Source organism: Bradyrhizobium sp. PMVTL-01, from assembly GCF_051861855.1.
GTDB lineage: Bacteria > Pseudomonadota > Alphaproteobacteria > Rhizobiales > Xanthobacteraceae > Bradyrhizobium.
In genome coordinates this window covers 2,340,358-2,354,416 of sequence record NZ_CP193982.1, presented here as the reverse complement: position 1 = coordinate 2,354,416, position 14,059 = coordinate 2,340,358, and the positions used below count along the sequence as shown (strand labels likewise).

Annotated in this window: 12 protein-coding genes and 3 pseudogenes; 5 read left to right on the top strand and 10 right to left on the bottom strand. The window is 58.3% G+C overall.

The genetic code is table 11. The annotated features are described in order from the left end of the window. Positions 1-611: 611 nt before the first annotated feature. Positions 612-824, bottom strand: coding sequence for a helix-turn-helix domain-containing protein (locus ACRQ5Q_RS10690; RefSeq protein WP_439397593.1), 213 nt, complete (start codon positions 822-824; stop codon positions 612-614). 596 nt (positions 825-1,420) lie between these two features. Here ACRQ5Q_RS10690 and aepX point away from each other — a divergent pair. Then, positions 1,421-2,278, top strand: a complete 858-nt coding sequence (gene aepX, locus ACRQ5Q_RS10685) for a phosphoenolpyruvate mutase (protein ID WP_439399764.1) — start codon at positions 1,421-1,423, stop codon at positions 2,276-2,278. A 221-nt stretch (positions 2,279-2,499) separates the two neighbouring features. Here aepX and ACRQ5Q_RS10680 read toward each other — a convergent pair whose 3' ends face one another. From ACRQ5Q_RS10680 to ACRQ5Q_RS10670, 3 genes are read right to left on the bottom strand one after another with little or no spacing between them, the layout of a single operon-like run. Further along, entirely contained in the window at positions 2,500-2,757 is a 258-nt protein-coding gene (locus ACRQ5Q_RS10680) for a hypothetical protein (protein ID WP_439399988.1), read from the bottom strand. Further along, on the bottom strand, positions 2,696-3,031 hold the full coding sequence (locus tag ACRQ5Q_RS10675) for an asparagine synthase-related protein (protein ID WP_439397591.1): 336 nt from the start codon (positions 3,029-3,031) through the stop codon (positions 2,696-2,698). Before ACRQ5Q_RS10675 ends, ACRQ5Q_RS10680 begins: the two co-directional genes overlap by 62 nt. A 21-nt stretch (positions 3,032-3,052) precedes the next feature. Beyond that, positions 3,053-4,510, bottom strand: coding sequence for an IS4 family transposase (locus tag ACRQ5Q_RS10670; protein WP_439397590.1), 1,458 nt, complete (start codon positions 4,508-4,510; stop codon positions 3,053-3,055). 187 nt (positions 4,511-4,697) lie between these two features. Here ACRQ5Q_RS10670 and tnpA point away from each other — a divergent pair, with 187 nt between their 5' ends. The 3 genes and pseudogenes from tnpA to tnpC all read left to right on the top strand — a co-directional run. Continuing rightward, positions 4,698-5,099, top strand: coding sequence for an IS66-like element accessory protein TnpA (tnpA, locus tag ACRQ5Q_RS10665; RefSeq protein ID WP_128948459.1), 402 nt, complete (start codon positions 4,698-4,700; stop codon positions 5,097-5,099). A gap of 23 nt (positions 5,100-5,122) precedes the next feature. Next, positions 5,123-5,443 carry an IS66 family insertion sequence element accessory protein TnpB gene (gene tnpB, locus ACRQ5Q_RS10660; protein ID WP_439397588.1) on the top strand — a complete coding sequence of 107 codons (321 nt, stop codon included), beginning with the start codon at positions 5,123-5,125 and terminating at the stop codon, positions 5,441-5,443. A 46-nt stretch (positions 5,444-5,489) separates the two neighbouring features. Next, positions 5,490-6,929 (top strand): annotated as a pseudogene (gene tnpC, locus ACRQ5Q_RS10655) (IS66 family transposase); the annotation flags it as partial. Here the strand turns inward: tnpC and ACRQ5Q_RS10650 are convergent. The 6 genes and pseudogenes from ACRQ5Q_RS10650 to ACRQ5Q_RS10625 form a co-directional block, all read right to left on the bottom strand. Beyond that, positions 6,900-7,898, bottom strand: a pseudogene (locus ACRQ5Q_RS10650) (IS110 family transposase); the annotation flags it as partial. The pseudogenes tnpC and ACRQ5Q_RS10650 overlap by 30 nt on opposite strands. 298 nt (positions 7,899-8,196) lie before the next feature. Beyond that, positions 8,197-8,310, bottom strand: a complete 114-nt coding sequence (locus ACRQ5Q_RS10645; RefSeq protein ID WP_439399762.1) for a hypothetical protein — start codon at positions 8,308-8,310, stop codon at positions 8,197-8,199. A gap of 92 nt (positions 8,311-8,402) precedes the next feature. Continuing rightward, positions 8,403-8,525 (bottom strand): hypothetical protein, encoded by a 123-nt coding sequence (locus tag ACRQ5Q_RS10640; RefSeq protein WP_439397587.1) that lies wholly within the window; start codon positions 8,523-8,525, stop codon positions 8,403-8,405. A 324-nt stretch (positions 8,526-8,849) separates the two neighbouring features. Continuing rightward, positions 8,850-9,647: a formyltransferase family protein gene (locus ACRQ5Q_RS10635; protein ID WP_439397585.1), complete on the bottom strand. Its 798-nt coding sequence runs from the start codon at positions 9,645-9,647 to the stop codon at positions 8,850-8,852. Further along, on the bottom strand, positions 9,635-10,279 hold the full coding sequence (locus tag ACRQ5Q_RS10630) for a CDP-alcohol phosphatidyltransferase family protein (RefSeq protein WP_439397584.1): 645 nt from the start codon (positions 10,277-10,279) through the stop codon (positions 9,635-9,637). Before ACRQ5Q_RS10630 ends, ACRQ5Q_RS10635 begins: the two co-directional genes overlap by 13 nt. A gap of 592 nt (positions 10,280-10,871) precedes the next feature. Then, positions 10,872-11,204, bottom strand: a pseudogene (locus ACRQ5Q_RS10625) (transposase); the annotation flags it as partial. 999 nt (positions 11,205-12,203) lie between these two features. On the opposite strand from ACRQ5Q_RS10625, the gene ACRQ5Q_RS10620 reads away from it, so the two are divergent. Beyond that, positions 12,204-13,889: an MFS transporter gene (locus ACRQ5Q_RS10620; RefSeq protein WP_439397582.1), complete on the top strand. Its 1,686-nt coding sequence runs from the start codon at positions 12,204-12,206 to the stop codon at positions 13,887-13,889. Positions 13,890-14,059 lie beyond the last annotated feature (170 nt).

The following is a 14,059-nucleotide window of genomic DNA, read 5'->3' as shown; positions in this document are numbered from 1 at the left end:
CGCCCTCCCGATACTGCCAAGTTTCGAAATCATGGATGACGCCCTCTGGTCGTGGTCCAACTCAGTCAGATCGACTTCGGGTCACCTGCCTCTCCAGAAACACCCGGATCGCGGCTCCGCCGCAAACATATCCAACTTATGACTCGAATCCTCTAGATTATCGAGAAACGCAACCTTCGCATTACCGGTCCGCGAAAGGGTAGTTCATTCTGCTAGCTACGCTTGTGAGGATCGTCCGCACTTGGTTGAGCGCGCAAAGCGCTAGCGTATGGTGCAACGTCTACCAGACGCACGCTTTTGGAACTGGGTTTACGAACTATCACCACCGTCTTCGTGTGCGGCCTAGGCCACCTACCCCCCGTTCGGATGAGAACGACTTCAGTAGCTAAGCCGCTACGATCACCTCTCTTCTTGCGACACGCATACGGCCGCCGCGTCCGCAGCAAGGCGGGACGGACCGATCACAACGTCGACATAGGGATCCGACCCGCGGTCGAGCTTTCAAGAGTATGCGCCGGTGATCTTACCTCGCCTAGTGGTCCACGGCGCCCCGTGACAATCGGCGACGAAATAGAAGCGCGCCCTCTTCAGCGGCAACGGAACTGCGGTCGTTAGTCAAGAAGACCCAGACGTAGGGCCTTGACGACGCACTGGGTCCGGCTGGTCGTTTCCAGCTTTCGCATCGCATTCTTGATATGAAAGTTGACGGTGTTATAGCTCACGCCCAGGATGACTGCGATGACCCAGGATGACTTCCCCTTCACCACCCATCGCAAACACTGTCTTTCCCGTTCCGACAGCACAACTTCTGGCACATCCGCCATGAATTTCTCCTGGAGCCGAGAGGACAAGAACGAGATCAGCAAGTGCCATGCCACTCAGTGGCACACGCAAACTCTCGCGGCAGGAGAGGTTCTTGGGAGATCGTCGGGCCGTTCTCGGGAGACTGCCATCGAACTGCAGCCCTCTCGACGGGATTGCGACATATGTCGCAACGCAATAGCAGCATTTACGACAATCGTAGCAGTCGATATTTCAATATCTGTATGAGCTGGATATCCCCCTTTGACGAGGCGCTCCTCCCGCCAGGGCTGAATGCTCTATGAAGGGCCGTAGCACGCGGCTCGCGAGCCCAGATCTTTCATATGCACCAAAGCTCTCCTTTCCAGCGTGTCGGCCGACGCTCATCCGACCATGACGACAGGCTAGCGTTCGGCGCCAACCCCATGGCGATCATGCAAGCTTTTACGCGCCAATAAACTACCAACGCTGGTCATTGATCGACTTCACGACAAGACGATATGAACAGTGAAATTTGCGCCAATCGAGGATCGGCTTCCAGGATTTAGGCATGCAGTATCAACCACAAACCGTTCGGCCTACCGCAGGTCGTCAATGCACACAGCCGTCGTCAGTCGAAATGCTTCGCGCCCAGGTGTGCTCGAATGATGATCTGTCGTTTCTGATGGAAGCGCATGATGGCCTGTCTGCCACGATCGCCCAGCGCTCGGGATTCAAGGGGCTCTGGGCCTCTGGTTTGTCGATTGCCAGTTCGCTCGGCTATCGCGATGCCAATGAAGCTTCATGGACCCAGCTCGTCCAGAGCGTCGAACGCATAGTGGACTCAACCGAGCTACCTGTGCTCGTTGACGGTGACGGCGGCTTCGGCAATTTCAACAATGCTCGCCTCCTCGCTCGCAAACTTCATCAGGCTGGCGCGGCGGGCGTCTCGCTTGAGGACAGCTGCTTCCCGAAGCTGAACTCGCTCATTGGTGAGCGGCATCCGCTCGCCGATATCGATGAATTCTCCGGTCGTCTGCGGGCCGTGAAGGACACGGTCGCTGAACACGTCGTTCTCGTGGCTAGGATCGAAGCGCTGATCGCTGGACATGGATTGAATGAAGCCATCTTGCGTGCTCATGCCTATGCCGAGGCAGGCGCCGATGCAATCTTGATTCACTCGCGAAAAAGTACCGCTTACGAAATGCTTTCGTTTGTCAGCGAGTGGCGGAACCGGCTACCCGTTGTGATCGTTCCGACCACGTACTATCGAACACCAGTGTCAACCTTTCGTGATGCGGGAATCTCCACGGTCGTCTGGGCCAATCACTCCTTGCGAGCTGCGGCATCTGCAATGCGGCGCGTCTGCGATAGTATCGCAGCTCAAGAAAGCGTTGCGAGCATCGAATCTCATATCGCGCCGCTGAGTGAGATATTCGAGCTCCTGAGGTATGACGAACTCGCCGCGGCCGAAAAGCAATATCTGCAGCCCAGCTAGACCATCTCAGCAGGGGTGGCACCTGAAGTTTCCTTTCTTCAAAACCCGGCCGATGCGCCCCTGACTTCTCTCGGTCTCGCTCCAGTGTCATCCGGCAAGGCCGCGACCGAACATTCTGGACAGCTCCGGACATGGCTAAACATCTGTGCCTGATGCTCGCAGGTGTATGCGTTGATGACAATTCACAGCTACCCCGCCGCCATTGTGGTGCTGTCGACCATTTAAAGCAGCGCCGACAGATGATGCCGTACAAAGAACTGCCTTATACGCTCGACCGGCGTTGGGCCGCCTGGGTGGTAGACATTGTTCATCCAGCCCACCAGCTCCGCATCGTGACCGATGTCCTTTCTCCATGCCGGTGTCGCCAGCCCCAGCTTCTCAGCTTGGGGAAAGTAGGTGTACCGCGCAAGAAATAACTCAAATTGGCTCGGTTTGAACTTGGGAAGGCCGAGATGACGTCGCGCCGGGCGGAATGACATCTGGCAAAGCTCTTAGCAGAGCCTGTCGACGAAGGTCGAAGGACAACCTGAAGATCCGGCTATATCCAAGGAAAATCTCGTCGGCATCTTCGCCGGTAAGGAGCACCTTGTGAGAGTGGCTGACCGCTCGCGCAAGCAAATACATTGCTGCTTCGTTGTGCATGCCGATTGGATGACCACGTAGTGCGGTAAGGCGCTTAACGACATCAAGGCTCGTTGCCCCAGGGAGCCGGACCAAAAGGTGGGCGAGCTTGAGGGATTTCGCGACCTCCACTGTATCCCTCCGCCAAAGCTTTCAATTACCCACAAATTCTCCTCCGACCATGGCGCCCAGTGCGATGTCAGTGAGGCGTGACAGCCCGCGCCACATGACCGTATTGCCGGGCGGCGGATCGCTGGCGCGGGCGAGGTAACCGCCGAGTCGGGCAATCTTGATCAGATAGTGCGAGAGCGTTTTGCGTCTTGCTTTTGGTTTATCGTTGACGAGGCGATCGAGCACGCCGATTTCAGTCGCAGTCAACGCGAGGGTTGGCGGCGCGTCTGGGGCGGAACGGTTGAGCATCGTCATCCAGAAGACCCGCCAACTCAGGATGCAAAAGAGCGAGATCAGATTGGTCAGACGCTGGGCGGTCCTGAGCTTCGACTCCTCAGCTTTGCAGCCCGATTTGAGGATCTTGTGGAACACCTCGATCTTCCATCTCAAACCATACCATTCCAGCTTCTCAATGGCGTCGGTGCGGGAACCAACAGGCAGGTCGGTGATCAGCTTCCAATCGATCTTCTTCCTGTTTTTCGGCGTCCCGCGCTCTTCGGCATGGATCACCGTCAGGGTCAGAGCGGGATAGCGCTTCTGCTTTCCAATCGGCGGCAGGACGCGAATCTTGCGATACCTGATCTCAAGAATGGCCTGGTCGGGATCGCCGTTGCTGTCTTTGACTTCGATGCGATGGAGCCCTTTGACGGCGACCTCGTCCATTTCGTCAGCGATCGTGTGATCCCCGTCTCCAGCCAAGCGGTCGACGCAGGTCCTGATCAGGAAATGGGTTCCGATCTCCTGTGCTGCGCAGAAGAGCTCGTAGATGTCACTCTCGCGATCACCAATATGGATGCATCGTCCCGGATGATCCAAGAGTTGCGTAGACTGCTTGAGATTTTCCAACCACCGGACGCTTTCCTTTTTCTCGATGGGAACCCGGGTCGGATTGATCTTCCTTTTAAGCGCTGCCGTCCCCTTGAATTTCTTCCGGGTCCAGAACTTAACGGCCGCCAACCCCAGCGGCACACCCTCGATTGTAACTGCGAGGCTCGAATGCATGAGGATGCCGCAAACCGTGTGAGATCTGAGGCGCCCCGCCTTATCCCATCCACTGTTTATGCTCTTGGTGATGCCGATTGCTTCGGAATTTTCGCGCCGATAGCTAAATTCGGTTGTGTCATGCAGCACAAGAACGAGACCTTTTGTGGCTGCGGCGCGATCACTTGTCGATTGGAAATGGCCGGCCAGAATGTCCGCTTCGCTGACCCGGTCATTAGAGAAGAAGCGGTAGGCTGCCTTGGTATTCGCCCAATCCTGGCAGACGAGCGGAATGCTTTGTCCCATGGCGCTTCCAATCTGCGTGAGCAGCTTGCGGAATCTGTCGCCCAGCCGCGCGTCCCTAAACTCGCATCCACTAGTCTCTCGATCAATCCAACATTCACCCTCCAAGGATCGCAACCGGCCTCTTGCCGATCGGTCCCTTAATGTCAGCCCCATAGAGCACCCCCCTCGCGAATCAGGTGCTCAGCAAGGAATCACAAGTGATCCTTTCGACTCAAGATTTCGCCGATCAGCAAATCAGGCCGAGTGGTCAAAGTTATGGGTAATTGAAAGCCGCCAAAGGCCGCCTTGTTTGACGAACGCGATCGCTGCAGGTCCTAGGGGTAATCCTAGGAGAAGCGCTATGACGATTTCGCGGGCGGAGGTGATCACATCGGTCGAGCGGCGGCGCCGGTGGTCGCAGGATGAGAAGGAACGGCTAGTAGCAGCATCGCTCGAGCCCGGAGCCAATGTTTCCGAGGTGGCTCGCGTGGCCGGCCTTCATGTGAGCCAGCTGTTCCGGTGGCGCAAAGAGCTTTGTAAGCAAGGTGAAGCGAGTATAGCGCCGTTCGTGCCGGTCGAGATTGGGCCGTCTGCGCCGCCGCGGGAGGTGGCCGAAGCGCCATTGACGACGACGGCGGCGCGTCGACGGAAGAGCCAGGGCATCATCGAGATCGATCTTGGTAGCGGGCACCGCATCCGGGTCGATGGCGACGTTGATGGAGACGCGCTACGTCGCGTTCTCGATGCTTTGGTACGCCGATGATCCCGGTTCCAACGGGCGCGCGAGTGTGGCTCGCGACAGGCTACACGGACATGCGCCGAGGCTTTCCGTCGTTGGCACTCCAAGTGCAGGAGGTGCTGCGCAAGGACCCGCTCAGCGGTCATCTGTTCGTCTTCCGCGGTCGCCGAAGCGATCTTGTGAAGGTGATCTGGCACGATGGCCAGGGAGCATGCCTGTTCACCAAGAGACTCGAGAGAGGAAGGTTCATCTGGCCATCGGTTGCCGGCGAAGCAGTAACGATCTCACCGGCGCAGATGAGCTACCTGTTGTCCGGAATCGATTGGCGCAACCCTCAAGAAACCCAGCGTCCGACGCGGGTCGGATAGTCGTTTTACGGTTTGAATCTGCTGCTTGATCTGATTCAATAGCTTCATGATATCGAAGCCGGACGACCTTCCATCGGACCTTGTCAGTGCCCTGGCAGCGCTGCAGGCCGAGCGTGAGGCGCGGCTGCGAGCTGAGGCGATGGCTGCCAGTGCGCGAGCGGAGCTGTCGGATAACGAGGCGCTGATCGCGCATCTCGAGCTGCGGATCGAGAAGCTCAAACGCGAACTGTACGGGCAGCGCTCCGAGCGCACGGCGCGACTAATCGAGCAGTTGGAATTGGAGCTCGAAGAACTTGCCACCACGGCGAGCGAGGATGAGCTTGCCGCGCAGGCCGCGGCGGCGAAGACGCAAAACGTCCGCCCCTTCACGCGCAAGCGACCAGTGCGCAAGCCCTGGCCGGACGACAGCGAACACGAGCGCGTCGTCATTGACGCTCCGACGAGCTGCGCCTGCTGCGGCGGATCGCGACTGGCGAAGATCGGCGAGGATGTGACCGAGACGCTGGAGGAGATCCCGCGTCGCTTCAAGGTCATCGAGACAGTGCGCGAGAAGTTCACCTGCCGCGATTGCGAGAAGATCAGCCAGCCGCCGGCGCCGTTCCATGCCACGCCACGCGGCTTCATCGGCCCGCAATTGCTGGCGACGATCCTGTTCGACAAGTTCGGTATGCACATCCCGCTCAATCGCCAGAGTGCGCGCTTTAAGGCCGAGAGGATCGACCTGCCGCTGTCGACGCTGGCGGATCAGGTCGGCCACGGGACCTTCGCCGTCATGCCGCTCTTCCACTTGATCGAACGTCATGCGCTTGCTGCCGAGCGCCTTCATGGCGACGACACCACCATCCGGATCCTGGCGAAGGGCAAGTGTACGACCGGGCGGATCTGGACTTATGTACGGGATGACCGGCCCTTTGCCGGCTCTGCGCCGCCGGCGGCGGTCTATTACGCCTCGAGCGACCGACGAGGCGAACACCCGCAGAGGCATCTGGCGGCCTTTGCCGGCATCCTGCAAGCCGATTGCTACAGCGGCTTCGAGCCGATGTTCGATCCGCAAAGGAAAGCGGTGCCGATCACGCCGGCATTTTGCTTCGCTCATGCGCGGCGGGGGTTCTTCGAACTGGCCGATATCGAGAAGAATGCCAGGGAAGGCCAGAAAGGCAAACCCATCTCCCCGATCGCGCTGGAGGCGGTCATGCGCCTCGACGGGCTGTTCGAGGTCGAACGCGCCATCAACGGTCGCAGCGCCGACGAGCGGCGTGCCGTGCGCCAGGAAAAGAGCAAGCCGCTTCTCGACGACATGCACGCCTGGCTGCTGCGCGAGCGAGAAACCCTCTCGCGCTCTGCCGAGGTTCTGAAGCCCATGAATTACATGCTCAGGCGCTGGGACGACTTCGCCCACTTCCTTGACGATGGCAGAATCTGCTTGACCACGGATGGTGTTGAGAAGTCCTTACCTTCAGTTCGTGGCAACTTTTTTTGGTTTTTCCTTCCAGGCAGCCACCATGCGTTCGTAGGCCTGCTCGACGCGCGCGACGTAACCAGCTTCCCGTTCGCGGATTTCCTTGATCCAATAGTCCCGGCCCGGGCCAGCCTTGCCGTAGGCACGGGGAGCCCCAGCCTTCAGAGCCACCTTCCGGAGTTTCATCGCTGTGAACGCTGGCCGCGCGTAAGCGTAGTCCTTCCCGGTCGTCAGGACGTGCCAGATCATGACTGCGAGCTTGCGCGCCGTCGCGACGGCTGCGACCCCGGCCCCGTGCTTTTTCTGCGTTCGGTTGAAGAATGCTCGCAAGGGACCCGGCGCCGTCTTGGCTGACCACGCCGCCTCAACCAGCATCTTGCGGGCGTCACGGTTGCCCTGCTTCGAGATCCGGCCATGCCGTGCCGGGTGCTCGCCTGACTGCCGAACCCGCGGTGTCAACCCGAAATAGCTGCTGAGCTTATCCGGCGACGGGAAGCGTGCGATGTCGCCGATGGAGGCCAGTACACTCGATGCGACAACCGAACTCACGCCGGGGATCGTCATCAGCTTGAGAGCCCGTGGATCGTCCAGAGCCTGCTGGGCCACGACCTTGTCGATTTCCGCGAGTTGCTTCGTCACGCGTTCGAGTTCCACGATCAGACGCCGGAGCATTGCACGCTCCTCCTCCGATGGAAGAGGCAGACTGTTCAGCCAATGCTGTCCGCGCTTGCCGAAGAGATAGCCTTTGTAGGGCGGGATGAGGTTAGCATGCAGGATGGCCTTCATGCGTCCTTTAATGCGGATGATCTGCGCCAAGACGCCAGCGCGCTCGGCCATCTGGCGCCGGCGGCTGTAGGTGTCCTCGTCAGCAACCCAGACCTCCGGCAAGAAGCCGGCAGCATGCAACTTTGCCAGGGTCCCAGCATCGACCTTGTCCGTTTTGACTCGCGCATAGGCAATCGCCCGAACGAGCCTCGGATTGGCGACCGCGACGCGCAATGTTCCTCCACGGCGCTGCCGATCAAGATTTCGAGAGAACTGCAATGATCAGTCTCATCGAGGCGGGCAGGATCCCACCAACGCGTATGCTCGTGCGATTGCGCCGTGATTTTCAGCCAGGTTCCAAGTTACAGTTTTCGAATATCTGCAGATAACGTCCCTCTCGCCGAAGAGGGCACGGTAAGGATAGGAAGCTTAATAATTCAACCAGACCGAGCTTCGATCGGACCCCGTTCCAATGCAGGATGCCTGACGGCTTTGAGGCAAAGACAAAGCCATTATCTGCGCGAGCGTACTATAAAGGCTTAATTCCGAGCCGATCTCTGACAAGGAACGCTGTCCCCGTCTTTTGATCGTAGATTGCGAAAGCAAATATTCCGCGCTGACGTTTGACATTATCAATCCCCAACAAGCAAATGGCTTGCAAAGTACTTCCGTATCCGACTCTGTACGAAATTCGTATCCGCGCCGGAGCAAGTCCTGCCTTAAGTCACGGTAATTCTAGATCTCCCTGTTGTACCTGACTGCTAGGCCGCGCTCCTCGTCGAGGAACGGCTGATTTGACCTCTGATCCGGATCGATGATAGCGAGCCTTCGATGCGCAAAGGCAAAGGACGACGTCACGCAACTACCACTCGCGTCGGGCCCCCGATGAGCGAGCGCCTGAACGGAGCGAGCGAGGTTCCGTTTGGTCACTGACTTATCAGCAATCCGTCCGATGAATCCGCAAATCCCACACAGCTAGCCTCTTCTGCGTGCAGCCGGCTCCCATCTGATCCAGGCGCCGGCTCGCGGGCACCTCTCGATAGCCTGAATACTACAAAAACAACCTGCAGAGCTAGGCCCACGCACAGTCAATGAGCGGCGATTCACATGCAACACTTTGGCCCTCGCAGACGTCCTCGAGAACAGCCGGGCTACCTGCCGTGTTGGGTGCCAAGTCAACCCTTACCCCTGGAGGTAAACATCCCGCATGAGCGTCCGAACCTCATTGGTCATGACTCGTTCGACGAGCCACTTCGGAGGTTCAATGCGTGGTGGAAGATATAGAGCCCGGTAGAGCCGATCGAGTTCTTCGGCGCTCCGTGGAACGTCCGACGAACCCAAAAGTGCCGTCATCATGCGCATGGGATAGAAGCAAGGCTTGCGCTTATCTTGAGCGATCAACTCGTCTTGTGAGCGACACGTAGCCGATCCGTCCAACAAATGCAGCCACACCTGGCAGAAGAGCGCATAGGCATAAAGTTGTGCTCTGGTGTCTAAAGAGAGAGCTGTCTCAGAAGGCAGCACGGGGAACTGCAACTCGCTGATAATATCGCCCCTATTGACCCGCTCTGAGAGATAGTGGGCAGTCACCCCAAAGCTCTTCTCGCCGTTGAGTATGGCATGCGTCCGCGCAAAACTGCCGCGATATTCAGGGAGTGGGCCTGGATGAAGATTGATGCCTCCTCCATCAAAACGTGCGAGGATATGGGGCGGAAAAATCTTGTTCCACATGACGCTTACGAGAAACGTTCCGAGACGAGGAACATTATCTATCGACTCGAAAAATGGTATTCCGAAGCGGTCTGCGACTTGCCAAAGCTCCTCACCGGTCTCGTGCCACCACCATGTTTTCTCGTATCGCGAAGCGCCGAGAACGCCCGCGATGTGGTCTTTGCCGCAGGTCTCGATGACAAACAGAAGACAGCGGGTCGCAAGCCCCCTGGTTCCGGCAAATACCACACGGTTAGTTAAGCTCGACATTTCTCAACCTTATGACGTTCTAGGCCGCCGGAGTAAGGTGCCCACCCTACTCGTATCAGCGCGGACGCAGCGATCGCTGCGCCGATCGTGAGCACATGGACAAGAGTGCCTGAGGCTTCGATCTTGAACGGGGCGATGTGGAGCAACGATAGCGGTACAAAGACCGCAGGAAGAACGATACCTAACTCAAGCGGCGCAATGGTGTCGTTAACCAGCAAGATTGCCGCGAGAACAGGCAGAGCGTAAGAGAGAGGTAGGCGATAACCGCGATCGTCAAGTCCGGAATAGTCAAAATATTCGAGGCGAAGCGCGCCGATCAATAACAAGAACGCTGTGAACACGAGAGATGCTGGAGGATCGATGAAAGATGCGATGACAATTGCCGGGATGACTGATCCAAAAACAAGGTCAGAGAACGCATCGAGAGCTTTACAAACGGCTTTGGTGGCCATCGTTTGGTGCTTGGTGCACCGGGCAATTTCGCCATCCACGTCATCAGAGATGATCGCCCAGAGTCCGAGCGCTACTCCCGCCTCATAGTGTCCTTTCACCACGAGCCCGGTCGCTGCACCAGAACAGAGGAGCCCCAGGGCAGTAACGGCATTTGCGCGGTCAGATAGGTATGCGATCATCGAACCTCGATGTTACCCTCTTTCTACCGGGACGACCGGCATCACGGCCCTTGCGGCTGGTTGTCGACCGCAACTGTAACCTAAATTGGTGAAGGTCCCAATTGTCCGCAAACTATTAGTTCTAGTAGGCGCACTTAAGGTTCGCCGAGATGGGACGTCCGCTCTTCCCGTCAGGCGAAATTGAGACGAGGCAAGCAAAATGCCCCGGAACGCCCCTACGTATCGTGGCGGTCAATCGGATGGCGCAATCACACTTACGATGAGACCCGACGTGTCGCTCCTCGATGTCTGCGGTCCGGTCATCCAGTGCCGCTATGCCGGCGCCCAGATCTGCCAACGTTCGTCGCTCCAGTCGGCTCGCGCAGTTGATTGGGCCCCCAATCTTGCACAGCCGGCCGGACCTCGTGACCTAAACTGCTAGACATGCGATTCTCCATCGAAGATGCCACCGGCGATTGTTTATTTTGCGGCCGCGCTCAATCTGTGGCGGAAACACACTTCTCCAACGGCTTCGCTCTCGCGTTGATCGAGCGCTCACTAATGCGAATGAAAGCGTGCTTCCTATCGCGCAGAGCGCTAGAGCATGATGTTTTTATACGGAAACATATCCTGAATTTTTGAGATAGTTGGCGCATTCCTCTTTGGAGAAGATATCGAGGAGTTCGCCGACCCTGCGCCACGTCGCTTCGACATCACGTGTCTGGGTGGCCCGCATCAGGTGTTTGAGCTTGGCGAAAACCTGCTCGATCGGATTGAGGTCGGGGCTGTAGGGCGGCAGGAAGAGGAGATGCGCTCCTGTTGCGCGGATGGCGTTGCGGGCAGCCTTGCCCTTGTGACTGCCGAGGTTGTCGAGGATGACGACCTCGCCTTTTGCCAAGGTGAGCGCCAACACTTTCTCGACATAGAGCGTGAAGAGCTCAGCCGACGCGTCACGCTTCGACATGAGGTCGCCCGCGCCCGACAAACATAACTGCCGCTGACGGCAAGTGCCAGCTAGGAATGCAGTCCCGTTCCACGCCAGCATGCCGCCGTCGGCCCCGTCGTGGCCCTCGCACCAAAACCCGCGCTACGGGGCGATCTGAAGCCGGAAACGCACTGTGAGGACAATTCAAGGCACAACAAGCGCAAGCAGAGCGGCTGCCAGCCGCTTCAGATTGATGACGGCGGCCGTCAGGTAGGCCTGGATCTTCATATTCGGTAGACCAGTAGCACGGCTACCATTCCAGGCGGCTGGGTTACCGGCGCTTTCAAGCCGCAAACCGGGTCGCCTGAGGTGGTCGTCGACCTCCAGCTCCCCCAGCTCGAGTAGCGAAGAAAATCACATGATGCAATTTGTATACGTGTGACTGTCGACGGACCCGGTTCAAAGCGTTGTCGCGATGGAAGCTTCAGGATCGAATTCGGAGCGGCTGCCGGAGACCACCGGTCCGCATGAAACGCGGTCGCTTTCGAAAGTGACAGAGCGGAGAGCGTCGATCCTTTCGAGGTCGCCGCTCTCGTTCGTCCAGGCCACCAGCGGTTCATCCAGAATGCGCTATCTCGCGAAGGCGTGCCTCGGCATGCGCTTTTTCAGCGCCCGACTGGACCACAACGCAATAAATTTGCGCTGTAATGCTATAGTCTGATTGTAGTTGAGCGCTCAGCGCAACCTCAGCGAAGAATGCGAAGAACATCGAGTGCGTGATTGTCAAGATCCGTAAGGTCTCCAATTGCGAGAAGGCGAGGATAGTCAGAATTCTGCGCGCGAAGTTGCACCCAAGGCATTTGTTGCTTATAACGTTTCACGATTGGGCGAGTGCCTTTATCTTTAAGTCGATCCGCATGGCCGAGATTGACCTGTCGGATGCCTGCTTAGAAGCGGAGCGTCAAGGCCTTCGTTCTGACCATGGACTGCTCTGTTGAGAGAGGCACGGCAGCGGCTGATATGACTGACGTACAAAAGCTCGAGACGCTTGGCGGCGGCGGCATCACAGCGCCGCTTCGCCATGCTACTTTTCGCCGCGTCTGGCTCGCGGGTCTTCTCTCAAATATGGGCGCTCTGATTCGGAGCGTCGGCGCCGCATGGGCTATGACGCAGATGACGCCATCGGCCGACATGGTCGCGCTAGTTCAGACTGCACTTACGCTTCCGGTTATGCTGATGGCAATGCCTGCGGGCGCGATAGCCGATATGTATGATCGCCGAATTGTGTCCCTTAGTTCTCTGACAATTGCGTTTGCCGGCGCCATAGCGCTGACGGCACTTGCTTGGTTCGACATGGTTACGCCGATGCTACTGCTGGCCCTGTGCTTCGTGGTCGGGAGCGGCGTGGCGCTAATGGATCCAACCTGGCAATCATCGATAAGTGAGCAAGTGCCACCCGATGCACTGCCTGCTGCCGTCGCATTGAACGGTATGAGTTACAATATCGCACGCAGCGTAGGACCTGCGCTCGGCGGCATCGTCGTTGCGACCGCTGGCGCTGTAGCGTCATTTGCACTGAACGCGCTGTTATATCTTCCGCTCATGGGGGCATTGTTTCTATGGAATCGCGTGGCGCAGCCTTCGCGGCTGCCTAGCGAAAAATTTAACCGTGCCATTATCTCTGGGGTGCGATACATCACCAATTCCCCGGCCATCAAGATCGTTTTGGTCCGCTCCATGGCGACCGGACTAATCGGCGGCTCGATCATCTCGTTGATGCCTATTGTGGCGCGAGATCTCCTGCATGGTGGCGCGCAGACCTATGGCCTTCTGCTGAGCGCTTTCGGCTTCGGCGCGGTTATTGGCGCACTCTACATTCCCGAAATGCGTAAGCGGCTAAGCGGCGAGGCGGCCATCCGCGCCTGCTCGGTGTCGATGGGTGGCGCCCTCCTCGCTGTGGCGCTGAGCCAGGATACGATCCTGACCGCGGTTGCACTGGTCCTGGCCGGGACCGTGTGGACGATGGCTTGGGTGCTGTTCAACGTCGGTGTGCAGCTATCGGCGCCACGCTGGGTTTCCGGCCGCTCCCTGGCAGCCTATCAGGCGGCCGGATCAGGAGGGGTTGCCATCGGTAGCTGGGGCTGGGGCAGCCTGGCTGATGTTGCCGGTGTGGAAACAGCGCTCCTGATCTCCGCCGTCTTGATGCTGCTCTTGCCTTTGCTAGGGCTTTGGCTACCCATGCCGCGCGTTGGCGCGCGGGGTGAAGAGCCCGAACTGCTCGAGGATCCAGACGTGAAGTTGGCGCTGACTGGGAGGAGCGGCCCTCTGGTAGTCGAGATCGAGTATCGAGTTGCGCAGAAGAATGCGAGGGCGTTCCACAATGCCATGCAGGCAGTCCAGCTGTTCCGGCAGCGCAACGGTGCGTATGGATGGTCGATTGCGCGCGACATTGCCGATCCGGACTCCTGGACGGAGCGCTATCACTGCCCCACCTGGTTCGACTACCTGCGCCAGCGTAACCGCACGACCAGATCGGAGCGCGCGCTGGAGCGTGAGGCGGCAGCTTTTCACGTCGGCCCCCATCCTGTGCGGGTTCGTCGCATGCTGGAGCGACCGTTCGGATCAGTGCGCTGGAACGAAGAGATTCCGGATCGTTCGGAGAACGATGTCTTGCTGCATGAGAGTAGTCCCGGCAGGAGCCGATAGCGGCAGCTTGCTGGAAGCCCTCAAGTGCGGGATCGTCAGTGGCTAGGTATCGTTATGCGTCAGAGCACGCGAAGGTGCGGCTAGCGGTGGCCTCACGTTCTCTCCTGAGCAATGCGCTTTGTTCGACCTTCCCACGCGCTTTGTTGCAGTTCTTATGCGTCCTCAGACCA